Below are 21,897 nucleotides of genomic sequence, written 5' to 3' on the forward strand. Positions count from 1 at the left end.
GGGTTCCGCCGGCGGCCTGCCGCTTCACCGTTTCCCAAATACTCACGAATCCCGGCGCTATTCGACCAGGATCCCGGCGACCCCCTGCTCGGCCTGGCCGATAACGGCCGCCAGCGGGAAGCCCGCGCCGCGGATGAAATCCAGCACCTCGCCGGCGGCCCCAGGCGCACAGGCGACCAGAAGCCCGCCCGAGGTCTGCGGATCGGTCAGCAGCGCCCGCCGCCAATCGGGCAGGCCCTCGGGCAGTTCGACCTCGGCGCCATAGGCGGCCCAGTTCCGGGTCGAGGCGCCGGTGGTGAAACCCGCCTGCGCCAGCTCCTCCGCCCGCGATAAAAGCGGCAGGTCGGCCAGCCGCAGCCGCAGCCGCAGCCCGGCGCCGCGGGCGATCTCCAGCCCGTGGCCCAGGATGCCGAAGCCGGTCACGTCGGTCAGGGCATGGACGTCGGCCCGCTTGGCCAGATCGGCGCCCACCCGGTTCAGCGTGGTGGCCGAGGCGACCATCTCGTCGATGCCGGCCTGGTCCAGCGCGTCCTTCTTGATGGCGGCGGAATAGATGCCGACGCCCAGCCCCTTGGTCAGGATCAGCGTGTCGCCCGGCCGCGCATCGGCATTGCGGCGCAATTCGGACGGGTGGCAAAGACCGATCACCGCCAGGCCATAGATCGGCTCGGGCGCGTCGATGGAATGGCCGCCGGCCACCGGGATGCCGGCCTGGTGGCAGATCTCGCGCCCGCCTTCCAGGATTTCGCGGATCTGGTCCGGGGCCAGCTTGTCGATGGGCATGCCCAGGATCGCCAGCGCCATGATCGGCCGCCCGCCCATGGCATAGATGTCGGAAATCGCATTGGTGGCGGCGATGCGGCCAAAGGCGCGCGGGTCGTCCACCATCGGCATGAAGAAATCGGTGGTGGCGATGACGCAGGTATTGTCGTCCACCTGATACACCGCCGCGTCGTCCGAGGTCTCGGTCCCGACCAGCAATTGCGGAAAGGCCTGCGCCATCGGCTGGCCGGCCAGCAATTCGCGCAGGACCGAGGGCGCCAGCTTGCAGCCGCAGCCGCCGCCATGCGCCAGCGAGGTCAGTCGGGGAAGGTCGTTCATGTCCGGGCTCTCCTGTCGGTCAGCCAGCGCACGGTAACGTAGAAAGCCGGGATCATGAAGATGCCAAGGAAGGTCGCGGCGATCATCCCCCCCATCACCCCGATGCCGATCGAGTTCTGCGCCGCGGCGCCCGCGCCGGTGGCGATGGCCAGCGGCAGCACCCCCAGGATGAAGGCCAGCGAGGTCATCAGGATCGGCCGCAGCCGCAGCCGCGCCGCCTCGACCGCCGCGGCCACGGTGGCGCGGCCGGATTGTTCCAGGTCGCGGGCGAATTCGACGATCAGGATGGCGTTCTTGGCCGCCAGGCCGATGGTGGTCAGGATCCCGACCTTGAAATAGACGTCATTGGCTTGGCCAAAGGTCAGCGCCGCCACCACCGCGCCCAGAACCCCGACCGGCACCGCCAGCATGACCGAGAAAGGCACCGACCAGCTTTCGTAAAGCGCCGCCAGGGACAGGAACACCACCAGCGCCGACAGCGCGAAAAGCCAGGGCGCCTGGTTGCCCGATTGCCGTTCCTGATAGGACAGGCCGGTCCAGGCGGCGCTGTAGCTGCCGGGAAGCTGCGCGACCAGTTCCTCCATCGCCTCCATGGCCTGGCCGGAACTTGCTCCCGAAGCCGGCTCGCCGCCGATCTCGATGGCGTCGACGCCGTCGATGCGCGACAGGCTTGGCTCGACCGGCTCCCAGCGCGTGGACATGAAGGCGGTAAAGGGCACCATCTCGCCGCTGGCATTGCGGGCATACCAGCTATCCACATCCTCGGGCTGCATGCGGTTCGCCGCCGCACCCTGGACGATGACCGGCCGCAGTTGCGCGCCAAGGGCGAAATCGTTGACCTCGGTCCCGGCAAAGATCGTGGACAGCATCGCATTCACGCCCGACAGGCTGACGCCAAAGCTTTCTGCCTTTTGCTGGTCGATGTCGATGCGCAGCGCCGCCTCGTCCTCGGTGCCCGAGCTTTCGACATTGGCCAGCCGTGGGTCCTGGTTGGCCCGCTCCTCCAGCAGTTCCGCCGCCTCGATCCGGGCCTCGATGCTGCCGGCGGCCTGATCTGTCAGATACATGGTGAAGCCCGCCGAATTGCCCAGCCGCGGGATCGCGGGCGGCTGCATGAAGAAGATGCGCCCCGCCCGATGCCCCGAGAAATGCGCGTTGGCCCGCCGCGCCACCGCCGAGGCAGACAGTTCAGCCGGCTGCCGCAGGTCGAAATCGCGCAGCTTGACGAAGATCATCGCCCGGTTCTGCGACGTGCCGCCAAAGCCGAAGCCCATGGCGACAAAGACCGATTCCACCGCGTCCTTTTCCTGGGACAGCATGTAGTCCTCGATCTCCTGGACCACGGCGGCGGTCTGCTGCGCGGTCGAGCCCTCGGTCAGGGTGATGCGCGATTGCAGCACGCCCTGATCCTCGCCGGGGATGAAGGTGGTCTCCATGCGGCCGAACAGGTCGAAGGCGCCATAGCTGATCGCGGCCAGCACCAGCATGACCAGCATCGGCCGGCGCAGGGTGCGGCGCACGGTCGCGGAATAGCCGTGCGTCACCCGGTCGAACCCGGCGTTGAACCAGCGCGCGGGGGCAAAGCGCGCCGGGCCGTGGCTTTGGCGCAGCAGGCTTGCGCACATGGCCGGGGTCAGGATCAGCGCGACCAAAAGCGACAGCACCATGGCGGTGATGATCGTGACCGAGAACTGGCGATAGATCACCCCGGTCGAGCCGGGCATGAACCCCATGGGCAGGAACACCGCCGACAGCACCAGCGCGATGCCGATCAGCGCGCCGCTGATCTGGCCCATGCTCTTTTCCGTGGCCTCGACCGGGCCAAGCCCGTCCTCTTCCATCACCCGCTCGACGTTTTCGACCACGACGATGGCGTCGTCCACCAAAAGGCCGATGGCCAGCACCATCGCGAACATGGTCAGCGTGTTGACCGAATAGCCCAGGGCCGCCAGCATGCCGAAAGTGCCCAGCAGCACGACCGGAATCGCGATGATCGGGATCAGCGTCGCGCGCCAGTTCTGCAAGAAGATCAGGATGACCAGGAAAACCAGGCCGATGGCCTCGATCAGCGTGTGATAGACCTTTTCGATCGACAGTTCGACAAAGGGCGCGGTGTCATAGGCGATATGCACCTCGACCCCCTGGGGCAGGGCGCTTTTCAGCCCCTCCAGCGTGGCGCGCACGCCGCTTGCCGTCTCGACCGCATTGGCCCCCGTGGCCAGGTTCACGGCAAAGCCCGAGGCGTTCATGCCGTTGAAGCGCGAATCGCGGCCATAGCGGGTCTGGCCGATCTCGACCTGGGCCACGTCGCCCAGGCGCACGGTGGCGCCGTCCTCGCCGGTCTTCAGCAGGATGTTGCGGAAATCCTCGACCGAGGTAAGCTGGCTTTGCGCGGTGATGTTGGCGGTAAATTGCTGGCCTGTCACGACCGGCTGTTCCCCCAGCGCACCGACCGAAACGGTGCTGTTTTGCTGCGCGACAGCGGTGGTCAGGTCGGTGGGGGTCAACTGGAACTGCGCCAGCCGCAGCGGGTCCATCCAGATTCGCATGGCATAGCCCGAGCCGAAGACATTGACCCCGCCCACGCCCTCGGTGCGCTTGACCGGGCCTTCGACCACCTGTTCCAGCAGGTTGCCCAGCTCGATGGTGGAATGCTGCCCGGTGGTCGAGACCAGCGAGCCGACCATCAGGATCGACGAGGACGAGCGCGTGACCGAAACGCCGTCATTCTGCACCGCGGAGGGCAGGCGGCTTTCGACCGAGCGCACCTTGGATTGCACCTCGTTGAGCGCATCGACCGGGTCCACGCTGTCGTCGAAGGTCAGTTCAAGCGAACTGCGCCCGGTCGAGGATGACGAGACCGTGTAAAGCAGCCCGTCGAGCCCGGTCAGCGCATCCTCGATCGGTGTCGTGACCGAGTTCTGCACCGCCCGCGCCGTCGCGCCGGAATAATTGGCGCTGATGCGGATGGTGGTCGGCGCGATGTCGGGATATTGCGAAACCGGCAGGCTGATCAGCGACCAGGTGCCGATGAGCATGGTGACGATGGCCAGCACCCAGGCAAAGACCGGGCGGTGAATGAAGAATTGCGCCATGCCTAGCCTTCCCCGCGATCCGCGGCCTCGCGCACGACGCCCTGGGCGTCGATGACGACGGGGATGGTCGCGACCTCGGCGCCGGGGCGCAGGTCCTCCAGCCCGTCCACGATCAGCTCTTCGCCCGGACTGATGCCTTGGGTCACGATCCAGTTGTTGCGATAGCTGCCCTGCTCGCTCAGCGTGACCTGCTGGGCCTGGCCGTCGCGGGCGACAAAGGCGGTCAGCGTCCCGTCCGAGGCGCGGTTGGTGGCGCGCTGCGGCACCAGCACGGCGCGGGTGGTGCCCAGCGTCAGCTTGACGCGCAGGAACTGGCCCGGCAGGATCATCCGGTCGGGATTGTCGAATTTCAGCCGGATCGGCACGGTGCCGGTGGTGGGCGAAACCGTGATGCCAGGGCTGACGATGCGCCCTTCGCCCTGGTATTCCTCGCCAGTTTCCAGGATCAGTTGCGTAGCGACCGTGCCGTTGACCACCAAAAGCCCGGCCCGGATGCTTTCGCGCACACGCAGCATGCGGGCGCTGGATTCCGAAACGTCCACATAGATCGGGTCAAGCTGGGTGACGGTGGTCAGCGATTCGGACTGGTTGGCCGTCACCAGGTCGCCGACCGAAACCGCGGCGACATCGGCCACCCCGTCCAGCGGGCTTTTGATCTCGGTGCGCTGCAAGATCAGGCGGGCCGCGTCCCGCGCGGCTTCGCTCGATTTCAATTGGGCTTCGGCCTGTTTCAGCGCCACCTCGGCATCGGCGCGGTCCACGGCCGAGACGCCCGACCCCTCCAGCCGGCGATAGCGGGTGACGGTGTTCTGCGCCTGGGTCAGGCTGGCTTCGGCCCCGGCCACGGCGGCCTCGGCGGCAGCCAGGGCCGCGGCCGAGGTCTCGGGGTCCAGCCGGAACAGCACGTCGCCGGCCTTGACCGGCTTGCCCTGTTCATAGGCGATCTCGCGCACCTCGCCGCCGACCTGGGGGCGGATGCCGGTCTGCTGAAAGGCGATGGCGCGGCCGGGCAGGGTGACGGTATAGGGCACGTCCTCTTCGGCGGTGACGACCACGCCGACTTCGGTCGGCCCCTGCGGCCCGGCCCCGCCCGGCCCCTGCTGCGCGAAAGCCTGCCCTGCCAGCAGCATCGCCAGCGCCGCCCATCTCATGATCCCCTGCCCAAAGGCCATCTGCCGTTCCTTGCGGTTTGGTGGTCGGGACATTGTTTAGACGCCAAACCCCAATGGCAAGTAAACGGCGGGCCCATAACCGATCACGGATTCGCCAGCGGCCCGGCTTTCACCGTTTTCCAAATACTCCGGCAACCGGGCGGCCGGGCGCCGCGCCTCAGAAATCGACGCAAAGCCCTTTTTTCTCGTAATCGCCATAGCGCACCGGCTCGGGGCCGTCGCGGCCGCCCAGTTCGACCGGCAGGTCCTGGGGCTTGGCCTTGCGCCGGCGCTCTTCGGCCTCGGCCAGGGCGCGCTGCGCGGCGGGGGGCAGATCCTTGCGGTCGGTCATGGCGGTTTTCCTTGCTTCGCGCTAGACGGGGTCAATCTAGGCAAGGGACAGGCTTTGGACAAGTCACAGGGCAAACCGGTAAAGGATGCGGCGCGTGCGGGGGCCCTGCGCCTGCTGGCCGCCGTGGACGAGGGCGCGACGCTGGACGAGGCCGGCGCGCTCAACGACCGCCTGGCCCCGGCCGAGCGTGCCCGCGCCCGCCGGCTGGCGCTGGAGGTGCTGCGGCGCGAGGGTCGCGCCGACCTGGCGCTGGTGCCGATGCTGGCCCGCCGCCCGCGCCCCGAGATCATGCGCATCCTGCGCCTTGCCACCGTCGAGATGCTGGCTTTGGGCGAAGCGCCGCATGGCGCGGTGAATGCCGCGGTGGCGCTGGCCCGCGCCTCGGGGCGCAAGGGGCAGGCGGCGGCCGGCATGGTGAATGCGGTGCTGCGCAAGGTCGCGGTCGCTGGCGACGCCTGGGCGCGGCTTCCGCCGCAAAGGATGCCGCCCTGGCTGCGCGGGCCCGTCGTCTCTGCCTGGGGCGAGGATGCTGCCCGCGCCATCGAGGCCGCGCATGAGGCCGGCGCGGCCCTGGACCTGACGCCGAAATCCGGGGATTGCCCCGGCGAGGCGCTGCCTACCGGCTCGCATCGGCTGCCGTCCGGCACCCAGGTTTCCGCCCTGCCCGGCTATGCCGAAGGCGACTGGTGGGTGCAGGACGCCGCCGCCGCGCTGGCGGTGCGGGTGCTGGACCCCCGGCCGGGCGAGGTGGTCGCCGATCTTTGCGCCGCGCCGGGCGGCAAGACGTTGCAGCTTTCGGCCGCCGGGGCCACGGTGACGGCGGTGGACATCTCGGAGCCGCGCCTGGCGCGGGTGGCGGAAAACCTGGCCCGCTGCGGGCTTTCGGCGCATCTTGTCGCGGCCGACGCGCTGGACTGGCGGCCCGGCCAGCCGCTGGACGCGGTGCTGCTTGACGCGCCCTGTTCGGCCACCGGCACCATTCGCCGCCATCCCGAACTGCCGCGCATCCGCGACGGCGAGGGGCTGGCCGAACTGACCCGGTTGCAGGCCCGCCTGATCGACCATGCGCTGTCCTTGCTCAAGCCCGGCGGCCGCCTGGTCTATGCCACCTGCTCGCTTCTGCCGGCCGAGGGCGAGGCGCAGCTTGCCGCCGCCCTGGACCGCCATCCCGGCCTGGCGGTCGAGCCGCCCGCCGCGCCCGGCATCGAGCCGGGCTGGGTCACGCCCCAGGGCGGCTTGCGGCTGCGCCCGGACCTGTGGCCGGAACGCGGCGGCATGGACGGGTTCTTCATCGCGCGCTTGCGGAAATCCGCCGACCAGACCTAAGGTTGCGCCGTCCTAGTGAATGCGTTGCCCATGACCGAACGTTCCGCCGCGCCCAGGGGGTTCTTGCGCCGCCCCGAACCCAAAGCCATCGGCCATCCCGGCCGCGGCGAACAGATCGCCGCGGGCACGCTGCATCTGGGCGGCATCAGCCTTTGCGGCGATTTCTTCGCGGCCGAGCCGCCGCCCAGCCTGGCTGGGGAACTGCACGGGTTCGGCTGGCTGGACGATCTGGCGGCGGTGGGCACGCCGCGCGCCCGCGCCGTCGCCCAGGATCATGTCCTGCGCTGGATGCGCCGGCACCCCGAACCGCGGCCCGGCGCGCCGGAATGGGCGCCCGAGGTGGCGGGGCGGCGGCTGCTGCGCTGGATTTTCCACGCGGGGATGATCCTGCCGGGGCTGGATCGCGACGGGGCCGGCCCCTATTTCCACGCCCTCGACCAGCATCTGACCCATCTGCGCGACAGTTGGTATGACAGCACCGACGGGTTGTGGCGGCTGGAGGCGCTGGCGGGGCTGGCCATCGGCGCCATGTCGCTGCGCGACCGCCAGGCCATGGCCCAGCCGGCGCTGATCGCCCTGGCCGAAGAGGCCGATGCCATGGGCGTTGCGACCCTGTCCGAAGCCCGCTCGCCCGAAGCCCTGCTGGAGGCGATGGCGCTGCTGGTCTGGGCCCAGGAAATCGCCGAAGAGGTCGGGCTGGACGGCCCGCCCGAACTGGGTGCCACCATCGCCGAAATCGCGCCGATCCTGCGGGCGCTGCGCCATGCCGATGGCGGCCTGCCCAGCTTTCACGGCGGTGGCCGCGGCGCGGCCGGGCGGCTGGACCGCTGCCTGCGCGCGGCCCAGGGTCCGGCCTTGCCGGTCAGCGGGCTGGCCATGGGCTTTGTCCGCATGGCGCGGGCCCGCACCACGCTGAGCCTGGACGCGGCGCCTCCGCCTGGCGGTCCGGCGGCGGTGCGCGCCCATGCCTCGACCCTGGCCTTCGAACTGACGGTGGCGCGCCAGCCCTTGATCGTGAATTGCGGCCCCGGCGACGGTTTCGGCCCGCTTTGGGCCAGGGCCAGCCGCGCCACGCCCTGCCATTCGGCGCTGTGCCTGGCCGGCCTTTCGTCGTCGCGGCTGAACCCGAACCGGCAAGAGGGCGAGCCCGACATCCTGACCGAGCGCCCGGACCTGGTCTGGGCCGGCGATTGTGATGCGCTGGGCAACCTGACCGCGCCCGATTGCGGCCCGGCGCATTCGCCGGAACCTGCGCATCTGCTGGCCGGCCATGACGGCTGGCTGGCCAGCCACGGGCTGACGCATCTGCGCGAGCTTTGGCTTGATCCCGACGGCATGGCGCTGCGGGGCGAGGATTCGCTGGCGGCGCTGGACGCCAGCGCCCAGGCCCGCCTGGACCAGGCCCGCCCGGACGAGGGGCTGGATTTCGACATCCGCTTTCACCTGCATCCCGAAATCGAGGCCCGGCAAGAGGGGCAAGAGATCCACCTGACCCTGCCTGGGGGCGAGGAATGGCGGTTCAGCCATGACGGGGTCGGGCAGGCGCGGCTAGAGGCATCCTGCCTTCTGGACCGCGCCATGGCCGAGCCGCGCCCGTCGCGGCAGATGGTGATTTCCGCCCGCCTGCTGGGCCGGGCGATCCAGATCGGCTGGACCTTGGCGCGTTCCGGGGTTAGGTGACGCGCCATATCATCCATGCCACGGGACCCGAACCGATGACCGACCGCATTCCGCTGAAGCGCGCGCTGATTTCCGTTTCCGACAAGACCGGGCTGGTCGATTTCGCGCGGGCGCTTTCGGCGCGGGGGGTCGAGATCCTGTCGACCGGCGGCACCGCCAAGGCCCTGCGCGAGGCCGGGCTGGCCGTGGTGGACGTGGCCGACGTGACCGGCTTTCCGGAAATGATGGACGGCCGCGTCAAGACGCTGCACCCGGTGGTCCATGGCGGCCTGCTGGCGCTGCGCGACAATGACGAACACATGGCCGCCGCGAAATCGCACAGGATCGGCATGATCGACCTGCTGGTCGTGAACCTCTATCCGTTCGAGGCGACGGTGGCCAAGGGCGCCGCCTATGACGATTGCATCGAGAATATCGACATCGGCGGCCCGGCGATGATCCGCGCCGCCGCCAAGAACCACGCCTTCGTGACCGTGGTGGTCGATGTCCAGGACTACGCCGCCGTGCTGGCCGAACTGGACGCGGGCGACGACACCACCGGCCTTGGCTTTCGCCAGCGGCAGGCGCAGATCGCCTATGCCAGGACGGCGGCCTATGACGCGGCCGTCTCGACCTGGATGGCCGGGGCCATCGGCGAGGAAACGCCCCGCCGCCGCGCTTTTGCCGGCACCTTGGCGCAAAGCCTGCGCTATGGCGAGAACCCGCACCAGTCCGCCGCCTTCTACACGGACGGCTCGGACCGGCCGGGCGTCGCCACCGCGCGGCAATGGCAGGGCAAGGAACTTTCCTACAACAACATCAACGACACCGACGCCGCCTTTGAACTGGTGGCCGAGTTCGACCCGGCCCAAGGCCCGGCGGTGGCGATCATCAAGCACGCCAACCCCTGCGGCGTGGCCCGCGGCGACAGCGCCGTCGATGCCTATCGGCGCGCCTTCGACTGCGACCGCACCTCGGCCTTTGGCGGTATCATCGCGCTGAACACCACGCTTGATGGCGAAACCGCGCAGGCGATTGCCGAGATCTTTACCGAACTGGTCATCGCCCCCGACGCCACCGACGAGGCGAAGGCGGTCTTCGCCGCCAAGAAGAACCTGCGCCTCTTGACCACCGGCGGGCTGCCCGATCCGGCCGCGCGGGGGCTGGCCTTTCGCCAGGTCGCCGGCGGCTTCCTGGTGCAGGGCCGCGACAACGGCCGCATCCGGCGCGCCGACCTGAAGGTGGTGACGAAACGCCAGCCGACCGACCAGGAACTGGACGACCTGCTTTTCGCCTGGACCGTGGCCAAGCATGTGAAATCGAACGCCATCGTCTATGCCCGCGACCTGGCCACCGTCGGCATCGGCGCCGGCCAGATGAGCCGCGTCGATTCCACCCGCATCGGCAAGCGCAAGTCCGAGGACATGGCCGAGGCGCTGGGCCTTGCGCAGGCGCCGGCGATCGGTTCCTCGGTCGCCTCGGACGCCTTCTTCCCCTTCGCCGACGGGGTCGAGGCGCTGGCCCAGGCCGGCGCGCGGGCGGTGATCCAGCCCGGCGGCTCGATGCGCGACGCCGAGGTGATCGAGGCCGCAGACCGGCTGGGCCTGGCCATGGTCTTTACCGGCCAGCGGCATTTCCGTCACTGATGGCCGAGACCGCGACCCCCAAGCCGCGCAAAAGCCCGCCGGCCCGCAAGCGGCGCCCGAAAAAGCCGCAACCGCGCGTCTGGCGCAATGTGGCGCTGGTGGCCGGGCTGGTCTTTCTGCTGGACCAGGCGCTGAAATACCTGGTCGTGCATGTGCTGCGGCTGGACCAGCTGCGCGAGATCGACGTGATCGACCCCTGGCTGAACCTGCGCATGGCCTGGAACCAGGGCATGAATTTCGGCCTGTTCGCCAGCGATGTCGATGTGATGCGCTGGGTGCTGATCGCCATCGCCCTGGCCGTCTGCCTGTGGGTGGGGATCTGGGTCGGGCGGGCCAAGCCCTCGCGCTTTGCGCAAATCTCGGCCGGGCTGCTGATCGGGGGCGCGCTGGGCAATGTCGTGGACCGGCTGACCTATGGCGCGGTCGCGGATTTCCTGAACATGTCGCTGCCGGGCTGGCGCAACCCCTATAGCTTCAACGTGGCCGACATCGCCATCTTCCTGGGCGCGATGGGCCTGGTGCTGCTGCCGCCGGACAAGAAGCCGGCGAAAAAGCGCAAGGGCCCCGCCAAGCCGCGCCCGGCCCAGCCCCGCGCATCCCAGGCCCCGCCGCCGCCCCAGCCGCAAGGCGAAGCGGCACCGGACGACAAGGCCCGTGACGAAGGCGGCAATACGCGCTAAGAACGGCGCGGACGAACAAGAGGGACGCAAGATGCGGGCGATCGCGCTGACCATGACCATGCTGCTGCTGGCCGCCTGTAGCAGCGATCCGCGCCTGATGAACACCAGCGCCGGAGGCTCGGGCCCCGACGAGTTCTCGATCCTGCCCACCAAGCCCTTGCAGATGCCCGCCGACCTGAACGTGCTGCCGCCCCCGACGCCGGGCGGCGGCAATATCACCGACCCGACGCCCCATGCCGATGCGGTCCTGGCCCTGGGCGGCAATCCCGCGCAGCTTTCCGCGCAGGGGATCGGCGCGGCGGATGTCGGGCTGGTCAACCATGCCTCGCGGCTGGGCCGCGATCCGGCGATCCGCCAGACCCTGGCTGACGAGGATCTTGCCTGGCGCAGCCGGCATTCCCGCCGCGCGCTGGAGGTGCTGGCGCGGACCAATGTTTATTACCGCGCCTATGACCCGATGACGCTGGATAGCTGGGCGGAACTGGAACGCTGGCGCCCGACCGGCGCGCAGTTGCCCGCAGCCCCGCCCCGCGGCATGAGCGGCGGCAAGCCCGCGCGGCCCAGCCTGTTCGACCGGGTGCCGACCCTGCGCGACGACTAGCGCCCCCGCACCCCGATCACGCCGAGATGAGCGGGGACAGGCTTGCGCGCCCGCCCCCGCCAATGCAGGTTCAGGACGCGACCCCGAACCGGAGCCTGCCATGACCATATTGACCCGTCTTGCGCCCCTTGCCCTGGTGCTGGCCGCGGCCCCCGCCCTGGCCTATATGCCCAAGGGGATCAGCAATTTCACCCTGAACAACGGCCTTGAGGTCGTGGTGATCGAGGATCACCGCGCCCCCGTGGTCGTGCAGATGCTGTGGTATCGCATCGGTTCGGCCGACGAACAGCCGGGCAAGTCGGGCATCGCGCATTACCTGGAACACCTGATGTTCAAGGGCACCGACAAGCTGGGGCCGGGGGAACTCAGCCGGACAGTGACCGCGAATGGCGGCATGGACAATGCCTTTACCAGCTACGATTTCACCACCTATTTCCAGCGCATTGCCAGCGACCGCCTGCCGCTGGTGATGGAGATGGAGGCCGACCGCATGGCCAACCTGAAGATCGGCGAGGATGACTGGCAGGCCGAACGCCAGGTGGTTCTGGAAGAACGCTCGCAGCGCACCGACAGCGATCCCGGCGCGCAGTTTTCCGAGGAACGCAATGCGGTGCAGTTCTACAACCACCCCTATGGCCGCCCGGTGATCGGCTGGCGCCAGGAAATGGAGAGGCTGACGCGCGAAGACGCCATCGCCTGGTATGATGCGCATTACGCCCCCAACGCCGCGGTGCTGGTCATCGCCGGCGACGTGACGGCCGACAAGGTGCGCGAACTGGCCCAGGACCATTACGGGCCGGTGCCGCCCAAGCCCGATGCGGCGCGCAAGGCGCGCCCGCAGGAACCGATCCAGCGCTCGCCCCGCCGGATGGAGCGGGTGGACCCCCGCGTCGCCCAGCCGGTGATGATCCGCACCGCGATCGCGCCCGAGCGCAACCGGGGCGACCAGCAGACCGCCGCGGCGCTGAGCGTGCTGGCCGACCTGCTGGCGGGGTCCAGCCAGACTTCGGTCCTGGCCCGCGATCTGGTGCTGACCGGCAAGGCGCTTTACGTCAATGCGTTCTATGACGGGTTCGCGGTCGATCCCACCAGCTTCGCCCTCTCTATGGTGCCGGCGCCGGGTGTGTCGAATGCCGAGGCCGAGGCGGCGCTGGACGCGGCGCTGGCGAAGTTCTTGGCCGATGGCCCCGACCCGGCGCAACTGGAGCGCGTCAAGACCCGCCTGCGCGCCGCCCGCATCTATGCCCAGGATTCGGCGCATGGCCGGGCCTATGATTATGGCCAGGGTCTGGCCACGGGCCTGAGCATCGAGGACGTGAACGACTGGCCCGACATCCTGGCGGCCGTGACGCCCGATGACATTCGCGCCGCTGCGCAACGCGTTTTGGACAGCAAGGCCAGCGTGACCGGCTGGCTTTTGCCCGAGACGCTGCCTGACGCGCCGCAGCCGGTCTCTGCCGACGCCACCAATCCGGGGAAAGCCGAATGATCCGCGCCCTTGCCACCTTCGTTTTCGTCGCGCTGGCCAGCCTGCCGGCCCGCGCCATCGACATCCAGCAGATCACCTCGCCCGGCGGGACCCGCGCCTGGCTGGTCGAGGATCACTCGATCCCCTTTACCGCGCTGTCCCTGATGTTCCGCGGCGGCGCCAGCCTGGACGCGCCGGGCAAGCGCGGCGAGATGAGCCTGATGACCGCGCTTCTGGAAGAAGGCTCGGGCCAGATGGACTCGGTGCAATATGCCGAAGCGGTCGAGGGGCTGGGCGCGCAATTCCGCTTTGACGTGGGCGACGACGCGCTGACCGTCAGCGCCCGCATGCTGACCGAAAACCGCGACCAGGCGGCCGACCTGTTGCGCCAGGCCCTGGCCGAGCCGCGCTTTGATCCCGACGCGATCGAGCGGGTGCGGGCGCAGCTTCAGGCGGCGATCCGGGCCGAGGCGACCGATCCCAACGCCATCGCCAGCAAGGAACTGGCGCGGCTGGCCTGGGGGTCGCACCCCTATGCCACCTCGATCAACGGCACGCCGGAATCGGTTGCGGCCCTGACGCGGGACGACCTGATCGCGGCCAAGGACCGCATCCTGGCCCGCGACCGCATCGTGGTGGCCGCGGCCGGCGACATCACGGCCCAGGAACTGGGCCGGCTGGTCGACATGATCCTGGGCGAACTGCCCCAGCAGGGCAGCGCGCCGCTGCCCGGCAAGGCCGAATTGCAACTGACCGGCGGGGTCACGGTGATCGACTGGGACAGCCCGCAGACCGTGGTCAGCTTTGCCCAGCCCGGCCTGCCCATGTCGGACCCGGATTATTTCGCCGCTTTCGTCGCCGATCACATCCTGGGCGGCGGCGGCTTTTCGTCGCGGCTGATGGACGAGATCCGCGAAAAGCGCGGGCTGACCTATGGCGTCGGCACCGGCCTGGCCAATGGCGTCTATGGCGAGACCTGGCAGGGCGGCATGGCCAGCGCCAATGACAGGGTGGCCGAGGCGGTCGGGCTGATCCGCCAGGAATGGGACCGCTTTGCCGAAGGCGGCGTGACCGACCGGGAACTGGCCGATGCCAAGACCTATCTGACCGGCGAATACCCGCTGCGCTTCGACGGCAATGGCAAGATCGCCGGCATCCTGGCGGGGATGCAGCTAATCGGCCTGCCGGCGGATTACGTCAACACCCGCAACGGCAAGATCGAGACGGTGACCGCCCAGGACGTGCAGCGCGTGGCCCGCCGCCTGCTGCATTCCGACCAGATCCGCTTCGTGCTGGTCGGTCGGCCCGAAGGCGTGACCGCCGATTGACCGGCGCGGTCGCGGGGGTATTTGGAAAACGGAGAAAGCCTGGGCGGGCCGCGGGGGCGCGCGGTTCCGCCTAGCGAATCTGCCGGCGAGATGCTAGATCTGGGGGCATGAACAATCACGACCCCCAGATGCGCCCCGTGATCCGGCAACTGGACGAGGCTGCTGCCAACCGCATTGCCGCGGGCGAGGTGGTCGAGCGTCCGGCCTCGGCCGTCAAGGAACTGGTCGAGAACGCGCTGGATGCCGGGGCCGCGCGGGTGGATATCGCCATCGCCAAGGGCGGCAAGGCGCTGATCCGGGTCAGCGACGACGGCTGCGGCATGGCGGCGCAGGACCTGCCGCTGGCCCTGGCCCGGCATGCGACCAGCAAGATCGACGGCAGCGACCTGCTGGACATCCGCAGCTTCGGCTTTCGCGGCGAGGCGCTGCCCAGCCTGGGCGCGGTGGGCCGGCTGTCGATCACCAGCCGCGCCGCCGGCCATGACGGCGCGCAGATCGCCGTCGCGGGCGGGCGCATCGGCCCGGTCAAGCCGGCCGCCGGCAATCGCGGCACGATGGTGGAACTGCGCGACCTGTTCTTTGCCACGCCGGCGCGGCTGAAATTCCTGCGCAGCGACCGGGCCGAGACCCAGGCCGTGGCCGAGGCGGTCCGCCGCCTTGCCATGGCCGAGCCCTATGTCGCCTTCACCCTGACCGACGAGGACGAGGGCCGGGTGCTGTTTCGCGCCGATGCCGAGCAGGGCGAGCTGTTCGGCGCCTTGCAGACCCGGCTGGCCCGCGTCATGGGCCGCGATTTCATCGACAATGCGCTGCCGATCGACGCGACGCGCGACGGCATCACCCTGACCGGCTTTGCGGCGCTGCCGACCTATTCGCGCGGCGCGGCGGTGGCGCAGCATCTTTACGTCAATGGCCGGCCGGTGCGCGACAAGCTGCTGACCGGCGCGCTGCGGGCGGGCTATATGGACGTGCTGGCATCCGGCCGGCATCCGGCGGCGGTGCTGTTTCTGACCTGCGACCCGCATCAGGTCGACGTGAACGTGCATCCCGCCAAGGCCGAGGTCCGCTTTCGCGAACCCGGCATCGCCCGCGGCCTGGTGGTTTCGGCGCTGCGCCATGCGCTGGCGGGGGCGGGGCATCGCGCCTCGACGACCGTGGCGGCGGCGGCCTTGGGGGCGGCGCGTCCTGAAACCGCGCCGCCGCGCCCCTATCAGGCCGGCCATGCGGCCGTCCGCTCCTCGGCCCCGGCCATCGCCGCCAGCCTGGCCTTTCAGGCCCCCGGCTTTGCCGAGGCCCCGGCCGCGCGGGTCGAGCCGGCGCCCCAGGACGACGGCGCCACCGATGCACCGCTGGGCGCCGCCCGCGCGCAATTGCACCAGAACTGGATCGTCGCCCAGACTGCCGACGGCATCGTCATCGTCGATCAGCATGCCGCGCATGAGCGGCTGGTCTATGAACGGCTGAAGGCGCAGCGCGATGCGAACGGTATCGCCACCCAGGCGCTGCTGATCCCCGAGATCGTCGAACTGTCCGAAGCCGACGCCCACCGCATCCTGGCCATCGCCGATGAACTGGCGGCGCTGGGGCTGGTGATCGAACCCTTCGGCGGTGGCGCAGTCGCGGTGCGAGAGGTGCCGGCGCTGCTTCAGCGACTGAATGCCGCGGCCCTGATCCGCGACATCCTGGACGATCTGGCCGACCAGGGCGCCTCGGACCGGCTGCGGGCGCGGGTCGATGCGGTCCTGTCCTCGATGGCCTGCCATGGGTCGATCCGTTCGGGCCGGCGCATGACGGCGGACGAGATGAACGCGCTGTTGCGCGAGATGGAGCGGGTGCCGAAATCCGGCCAGTGCAACCATGGCCGGCCGACCTGGATCGAGCTGAAGCTGGCCGATATCGAGCGCCTTTTCGGGCGATGATCGTCTCGCACCGGCATCGCTATGTCTTTGGGCGCGGGCGCCGAGTTATTATTCCTGGCTGCGCGGTCAGGGGTTTGCGAATCCCCGGTGCGGCTGGCCAAGGCGACGACCTGCCGCAGCTTGAGACCCGGCTGGGCTTTCCCCTGCACCCGCTGCCGCATGAGAACCGTTCGGACCATGGCGACTGGCGCGCGGCCTATGACGCCGAAACCGCGGGCATCGTCGCGCGCGCCGCGGCCGAGGACATCGCCCGCTTCGGCTATCGCTTTGATCCCGATTGACCTGGGCGCCCGTCGGGGCGACAAATGCAAAGAGACCCGAGGTGCCGCCATGCTGGAAATCAGTCCCGACAAGATCGCCCATGTCATCATCCGCGCCCGCGAATATGACAGCGGGGTGAACCCCTGGGCGCATAGCGGGCATCGCACCGGCCACGGCACCCAGGCCGAGCTGGCCGAATTCATCGCCGGCCTGAACGAGGATGAACAGGCCAGCCTGGTCGCGGTCATGTGGATCGGCCGCGATACCTATGGACCCGAGGATCTGGACGAAGCGATCCAGACCGCCAAGGCCGAACGCAGCGCCCCGACCGAGGACTACCTGATGGGCGAGCCGCAACTTGCCGATTACCTGGAGGCCGGGATGGAGGCGCTGGGGATTTCCCCCGAAGAGGTCGAGGACGACCTGCAACGCCCGGTCTGAAAATCAGCCGCGCGCCAACCGGATCAGTTCGCCCGCATCGGTCAGGACCAGCAGCGCGCCGTCGGGCGCGATCTCGATGTCGCGGACCCGGCCGATGCCTTGCAGCAGGCGCTGTTCGCCGGTGACGCGGTCGCCCTGGATTTGCAGCCGCACCAGCGCCCCGGCCTGCAAGCCGCCGATCAGCGCATCGCCCGAAAGTTCGGGGAACATCGCGCCGTCATAGAACACCATGCCGCTGGGCGCGATGACCGGGTCCCAGTAATAGACCGGCTGCTCCATCCCCTCGTGCCGGGTGATTCCCTGCCCGATGGGGGCGCCGCTGTAGTCTTGACCATAGGTGATCACCGGCCAGCCATAGTTGCGACCGGCCTGGGGGCGGTTCAATTCGTCCCCGCCTTGCGGCCCATGCTCGACCGTCCAAAGCCTGCCCTGGCCGTCCAGGGCGGCCGCCTGGATGTTGCGATGGCCCCAGGACCAGATTTCAGGCCGGGCCTGGCTGTCCCGCAGCGGATTGCCGGCGGCTGGCCCCCCGGTTTCGGGGTCGATCCGCAGCACCTTGCCCAGATGGGTGGTCAGATCCTGCGCCAGTTGCCGCGGCTCGGGAAGCGAGCGTTCGCCGGTGGTGACGAATAGCTGGCCCTGGCCGTCAAAGACCAGGCGCGACCCGAAATGCAGGGTCGAGGCCCAGGCCGGTTCCTGCTGGAAGATCACCCGCATCTCTTCCAGCGCCAGGCCATCGGCAGACAGCCTTGCGGTGGCGACCGCGGTTGCATTGCGCCCCCCGCCCCGCGGCTGGGAAAAGCTGAACCAGACCTGCCGCGTGCGGCGGAAATCTGGGGCCACCGCCACGTCCAGCAGCCCGCCCTGGCCGCGCGCGTCCACCTGGGGCAAGCCCTTGATGGGCTGGGATAACTGCCCGTCGCGGTAAAGGCGCAGCTTTCCGGCGCGCTCGGTGATCAGCAAGCCGCCGTCGGGCAACAGCGCCATGCCCCAGGGATTGGCCAGCCCGCGGATCACCGGGCTAGGGACGATGGGGACCTGCTGGCGGATCTCGGGGGCGCGGGTCTGGCCGGGAAAGGCCGGCTCCTGTCCCTTGGCATTGGGCGGCTGGTCGTTCACCTGGGCCAGCACCGAGGCCGCGGGCCACAGGCAGGTCGCGGCGGCAAGGAACAGGGCGGCAGGGGCGCGTGGCGGCATCATGGGCACAGCTCCGGCTGACAGGGGTTTGCGGGGCAACGCCCCAGCCGCCGCTTGCGTTCCGCCAAGCGCCCGCAGGCCTGTCCGGTGCCTGGTCCCGAAAGCTGGCGGGGGCGCGCGGCCGGCCCGCCAGGCCCGGATCGTCCCCCGCATCGCCAGCCGATCAGGGGAAAGCGCCCGGCCGACCCGGCCAGGGCCGGCGGCGGCTGCGCAGCGGACCTTGGCCCGCGGCCTCGATCCGGGTGATGGCTTGGTCGATCGGCTCGACGATCACCGCCATGGCAAAGGCGGTGGCATGGATCATCCGTTCGGCATCCAGCGCCAGCGCGACATGGCCGGGCCAGAACAGTAGGTCGTTGCGGCGAATCGCCCCCTCGGCCAGGGGAAAGGCGGCTTCCTGCATGTCGCTGTCGCCGGGACAGGGCAGGGCGCAGGCCCCCAGCGCCGCCTGCACCAGGCCCGAGCAGTCGATGCCGTTGCGGCTGTTGCCGCCCCACAGATAGGGCGTGCCCAGAAAACGCGCGGCAACGGTCGCGGGGTCGTCGTCCGGCTGGTCGGCAACATGCTGCACCGGCACCCAGCCGCCTTGTGCCAGCCGGGCGAATTGGCCCTGCATGGCTGTGACGGATAGCCGCGCACCCAGCGACAACTGCGCCAGTTCCGGCGACTTCATGTCCGGCTGGGCATAGACATGGGTGGCGGGGGCGCTGACGCGGTGGGTGATCGCTGGCATCTCGGGGTCAAGATCCTCGGCCCGGACCCAGCCGCAATAGCCCTCCGCCGCCGCCTGGACGAAGGCCCAGCCCTGCCGCTGTTCCACCACCACCAGATCGGCGCCGAAATTCACTTGCCGGTCGCGCCCGCCTTGCGGCGCCCGGCACAGATCGGCCAAGGGCCGCGCCAGGCGCATCGGCCGGCCGGGCGTGTAGGCAGGCCGCTTCAGGATGCCGCGCAGGCTGTCCAGCGCGACGCGTTCGGTGGCGGGCGTCAGGCGGGGGTCGGAAGGCGTCATGACAGCAGGTCCGGCAAGGCGTGCAGGATGGCGCGCATGCCTTGGCCCGCGCCGCCCTTGGGCCGGCCCGGCGCGGCGACAGGCTGCCAGCCATAGATGTCGAAATGCGCATAACACCGCGCTTGCCCGGTAAAGCGGCGCAGGAACAGCGCCGCGGTGATCGCCCCGGCGAAGCCGCCCGACGGGGCATTGTCCAGATCGGCGATGGCGGGTTCGATCATCGCCTCATACGGCTCCCAGAAGGGCAGGCGCCAGACCGGGTCGGCATGGGCCAGGCCGGCACGCTGGATCGTCGCGGTCGAGCCGTCGTCGTCGCAAAACAGCGGCGCCAGATCGGGGCCAAGCGCGACACGGGCCGCCCCCGTCAGCGTCGCCATCGAGATCAGCAGGTCCGGCGCCTCTTCGTCCGCCAGCGCCAGCGCGTCAGCCAGGACCAGCCGCCCCTCGGCGTCGGTATTGTTGACTTCGACGGTGGGGCCCTTGCGGCTGGTCAGGATGTCGCCGGGCCGGAAGGCGTTGGCCGAAATGCCGTTTTCGACGGCCGGAATCAGCATGCGCAGCTGCATGTCGCGATGCAGCCCCAGCCGGGCCAGCGTCTCGGCCAGGCCCAGCACGTTCGCCGCGCCCCCCATGTCCTTTTTCATCAACGCCATCGAGGCGGGCGGCTTGATGTCCAGCCCGCCGGTGTCAAAGCAGACCCCCTTGCCGACCAGCGTCAGCCGCGGGCCGGTGCCGGGAAAACGGATGTCGATCAGCCGCGGCGGCTGCGCGCCCGCCCGGCCGACGGCGTGGATCATCGGAAAGTTCCGCGCGATAAGGTCATCGCCGCGAATCACCTCGATGGCGGCGCCATGGCGGATGGCCAGATTGCGCGCGGCCTGTTCCAGCTCGTCCGGGCCCATGTCTGATGCGGGGGTATTGATCAGGTCGCGGGCCAGGTATTCGCCGGCCGCCATGGCGATCAACCGCTCGCGGTCCAGCTCCTGGGGGCAGACAAGGCGGGCGGCCTGCGCCTCGATCCGCTTGTAACGGTCGAAACGGTATTGCGCGAAAAGCCAGCCCAGCACCGCCTGCGCCAGATCAAGGCCCTGCGGCCTGTTCGCCAGATGCCAGTTGCCTGCGGGCAGCGCGGCTGACGCGCGGGCCAGCGGGAAACGCTCGCGGCCGGGGGTTTCGCCGGCCTTCGGCTGCGGCCCAAGGCCGAACAGCGCGCCGCCCAGCCCACCTTCGGCCGAAGGCAGCAGGCAAAGCTGGCCCGGCTTGCCCGAAAAGCCCTGTGCCCTGGCCCAGTTTGCGGCCAGCGGCTCGACCTCGGGCGGGATTTCGGGGGCGGAATCGCCCGCCCGAACCAACCAAAGGGGCAGGGAAGGTGCTTCGGGATCGGCAAATTCGGGAATCATCGGCATGCTCTTCCTGTTTGTCCTATGCGGCAAACTAGCGCCGGGCGGCTGCGCTGCAAGGGCGCCCCGCTCAGGCGTGTTCCGGCAGGTCCCATAATTCGGTCAGCGAACGGTTTCCGATCCGTTCCAGCCGGCAGGTCGTCGCAGCCAGCGCGGCCGGGTCGCGGCGCTCGGCGCAGGCGCCGACATCGATGGCGACGCCTGCCAGGGTGACCAGCCCGACCTGCCACGCCAGCCGCGAAAGCTGGTCGGCGTGGGCTACGACGGCGCCGGGATCGCCCTGTTGCGAAGCGGCGACCGTGCAGCGCAACGCCAGGGCAAGCTGTTCCAGCGCGGCGCCGATGACTTGCGCGGCCGCCGGTTCGCCCAGTTCGTGGATGATCTGGTCGAGCCTTTGCACGTCGATCCGCGGCGGTTCGTCTACGGCCAGAATTGCGATCTTGGTCATTCCTGCTTCCATCTCGGGCCCTGTCATGCCGTGCAAACTGGCATCGATCCATCAAGAAAAGGTTATGGCGCGCATGCTAAACCACTCGAACTTTATCGGTTGCGCCGCTATCACTCGTTCGATCGGTAGATGAGGAAGTAATGAAAGAAGCACGTCCACTGCCGCTGTATCTGGTTCAGCGCTATCACGGCTGGCGCGCCACAGCCTTTGTCGAAAACCGGGTCTGGTACCGCCGACTTTCCGAGGATGGTCAGCACCCCCGAGCCATGGTTATCGCCTGCTGCGATTCGCGCGTGCATGTGACCTCGATCTTCGGTGCGGATACCGGCGAGTTCTTCATTCATCGCAATATCGCCAATCTGGTCCCGCCCTATGCGCCGGATGGCGAGCAGCACGGCACTTCGGCAGCGGTCGAGTATGCGGTCAAGACGCTGAAGGTCGCCCATGTCGTGGTCGTCGGCCATACGAATTGCGGTGGCGTCCAAGGGTGTCATGCCATGTGTTCGGGCCATGCGCCCGAGCTTGAGGAAAGAACCAGTTTCGTGGGACGCTGGATGGATATCCTGCGCCCAGGATATGAGCGCGTGGCGCCCTTGCCGAAAGAACAGCAGATTCGCGCGTTGGAGCGACAGGCGGTGCTGGTATCGCTTGAGAACCTGATGACCTTTCCGTTCGTCAGCGAGGCGGTCGAGACCGGAAACCTGTCCTTGCACGGCGTGTTGCACGATATCGCCGAGGGCACCTTGGAACAATACGACAACCAGGCTGGGGGTTTCGCGCCCGTCATCTGATCGCCATCCAGGACATGGTCG

Annotated in this window: 19 protein-coding genes; 11 read left to right on the top strand and 8 right to left on the bottom strand. The window is 69.2% G+C overall.

From position 1 onward, the window contains the following. Positions 1-57 precede the first annotated feature (57 nt). The 4 genes from selD to F3H32_RS10935 form a co-directional block, all read right to left on the bottom strand. Positions 58-1,101 (bottom strand): selenide, water dikinase SelD, encoded by a 1,044-nt coding sequence (selD, locus tag F3H32_RS10920; RefSeq protein ID WP_149765886.1) that lies wholly within the window; start codon positions 1,099-1,101, stop codon positions 58-60. Continuing rightward, positions 1,098-4,196, bottom strand: coding sequence for an efflux RND transporter permease subunit (locus F3H32_RS10925; RefSeq protein ID WP_149765887.1), 3,099 nt, complete (start codon positions 4,194-4,196; stop codon positions 1,098-1,100). The genes selD and F3H32_RS10925 overlap by 4 nt, the downstream gene beginning before the upstream one ends. Positions 4,197-4,198: 2 nt before the next feature. Continuing rightward, complete coding sequence (locus F3H32_RS10930) at positions 4,199-5,368, bottom strand: efflux RND transporter periplasmic adaptor subunit (protein WP_149765888.1); 1,170 nt, start codon at positions 5,366-5,368, stop codon at positions 4,199-4,201. Between the two features lie 157 nt (positions 5,369-5,525). Then, positions 5,526-5,699, bottom strand: coding sequence for a DUF1674 domain-containing protein (locus F3H32_RS10935; RefSeq protein WP_115757268.1), 174 nt, complete (start codon positions 5,697-5,699; stop codon positions 5,526-5,528). Positions 5,700-5,753: 54 nt separating this feature from the next. On the opposite strand from F3H32_RS10935, the gene F3H32_RS10940 reads away from it, so the two are divergent. The 10 genes from F3H32_RS10940 (at position 5,754) to F3H32_RS10985 (ending at position 17,028) form a co-directional block, all read left to right on the top strand. Beyond that, positions 5,754-7,025 (top strand): RsmB/NOP family class I SAM-dependent RNA methyltransferase, encoded by a 1,272-nt coding sequence (locus tag F3H32_RS10940; protein WP_149765889.1) that lies wholly within the window; start codon positions 5,754-5,756, stop codon positions 7,023-7,025. 30 nt (positions 7,026-7,055) lie between these two features. Further along, positions 7,056-8,705 carry a heparinase II/III family protein gene (locus tag F3H32_RS10945; protein WP_149765890.1) on the top strand — a complete coding sequence of 550 codons (1,650 nt, stop codon included), beginning with the start codon at positions 7,056-7,058 and terminating at the stop codon, positions 8,703-8,705. A gap of 35 nt (positions 8,706-8,740) precedes the next feature. Beyond that, positions 8,741-10,330, top strand: coding sequence for a bifunctional phosphoribosylaminoimidazolecarboxamide formyltransferase/IMP cyclohydrolase (gene purH, locus F3H32_RS10950; RefSeq protein ID WP_149765923.1), 1,590 nt, complete (start codon positions 8,741-8,743; stop codon positions 10,328-10,330). Beyond that, positions 10,330-11,010: a signal peptidase II gene (gene lspA, locus F3H32_RS10955; protein WP_149765891.1), complete on the top strand. Its 681-nt coding sequence runs from the start codon at positions 10,330-10,332 to the stop codon at positions 11,008-11,010. Before purH ends, lspA begins: the two co-directional genes overlap by 1 nt. 31 nt (positions 11,011-11,041) lie before the next feature. Next, complete coding sequence (locus tag F3H32_RS10960) at positions 11,042-11,611, top strand: DUF3035 domain-containing protein (RefSeq protein ID WP_149765892.1); 570 nt, start codon at positions 11,042-11,044, stop codon at positions 11,609-11,611. A 100-nt stretch (positions 11,612-11,711) separates the two neighbouring features. Continuing rightward, entirely contained in the window at positions 11,712-13,100 is a 1,389-nt protein-coding gene (locus tag F3H32_RS10965) for a M16 family metallopeptidase (protein WP_149765893.1), read from the top strand. Then, positions 13,097-14,407, top strand: a complete 1,311-nt coding sequence (locus tag F3H32_RS10970; protein ID WP_149765894.1) for a M16 family metallopeptidase — start codon at positions 13,097-13,099, stop codon at positions 14,405-14,407. Before F3H32_RS10965 ends, F3H32_RS10970 begins: the two co-directional genes overlap by 4 nt. Before the next feature lie 107 nt (positions 14,408-14,514). Next, on the top strand, positions 14,515-16,326 hold the full coding sequence (gene mutL, locus F3H32_RS10975) for a DNA mismatch repair endonuclease MutL (protein ID WP_149765895.1): 1,812 nt from the start codon (positions 14,515-14,517) through the stop codon (positions 16,324-16,326). Positions 16,327-16,400: 74 nt separating this feature from the next. Beyond that, positions 16,401-16,607: a hypothetical protein gene (locus F3H32_RS10980; RefSeq protein WP_223191418.1), complete on the top strand. Its 207-nt coding sequence runs from the start codon at positions 16,401-16,403 to the stop codon at positions 16,605-16,607. 49 nt (positions 16,608-16,656) lie between these two features. Then, positions 16,657-17,028, top strand: coding sequence for a DUF3775 domain-containing protein (locus tag F3H32_RS10985; RefSeq protein WP_115757460.1), 372 nt, complete (start codon positions 16,657-16,659; stop codon positions 17,026-17,028). 3 nt (positions 17,029-17,031) lie between these two features. Here the strand turns inward: F3H32_RS10985 and F3H32_RS10990 are convergent, their stop codons facing one another. The 4 genes from F3H32_RS10990 to F3H32_RS11005 form a co-directional block, all read right to left on the bottom strand. Further along, a complete protein-coding gene (locus tag F3H32_RS10990; protein WP_149765896.1) occupies positions 17,032-18,228 on the bottom strand; it encodes a PQQ-dependent sugar dehydrogenase in 1,197 nt (398 codons plus the stop codon). A 160-nt stretch (positions 18,229-18,388) separates the two neighbouring features. After that, positions 18,389-19,237 carry a C40 family peptidase gene (locus F3H32_RS10995; RefSeq protein WP_149765897.1) on the bottom strand — a complete coding sequence of 283 codons (849 nt, stop codon included), beginning with the start codon at positions 19,235-19,237 and terminating at the stop codon, positions 18,389-18,391. Beyond that, positions 19,234-20,637 (bottom strand): leucyl aminopeptidase family protein, encoded by a 1,404-nt coding sequence (locus F3H32_RS11000; protein WP_149765924.1) that lies wholly within the window; start codon positions 20,635-20,637, stop codon positions 19,234-19,236. The genes F3H32_RS10995 and F3H32_RS11000 overlap by 4 nt, the downstream gene beginning before the upstream one ends. 70 nt (positions 20,638-20,707) lie before the next feature. Continuing rightward, on the bottom strand, positions 20,708-21,085 hold the full coding sequence (locus F3H32_RS11005; protein ID WP_188128647.1) for a hypothetical protein: 378 nt from the start codon (positions 21,083-21,085) through the stop codon (positions 20,708-20,710). Positions 21,086-21,225: 140 nt separating this feature from the next. Between F3H32_RS11005 and F3H32_RS11010 the strand changes: the two genes are divergently transcribed. Then, complete coding sequence (locus tag F3H32_RS11010) at positions 21,226-21,876, top strand: carbonic anhydrase (RefSeq protein ID WP_115755707.1); 651 nt, start codon at positions 21,226-21,228, stop codon at positions 21,874-21,876. Positions 21,877-21,897: the final 21 nt, after the last annotated feature.

Origin of the sequence: Paracoccus thiocyanatus (assembly GCF_900156255.1) — a bacterium.
In the GTDB taxonomy this organism is placed as follows: domain Bacteria; phylum Pseudomonadota; class Alphaproteobacteria; order Rhodobacterales; family Rhodobacteraceae; genus Paracoccus; species Paracoccus thiocyanatus.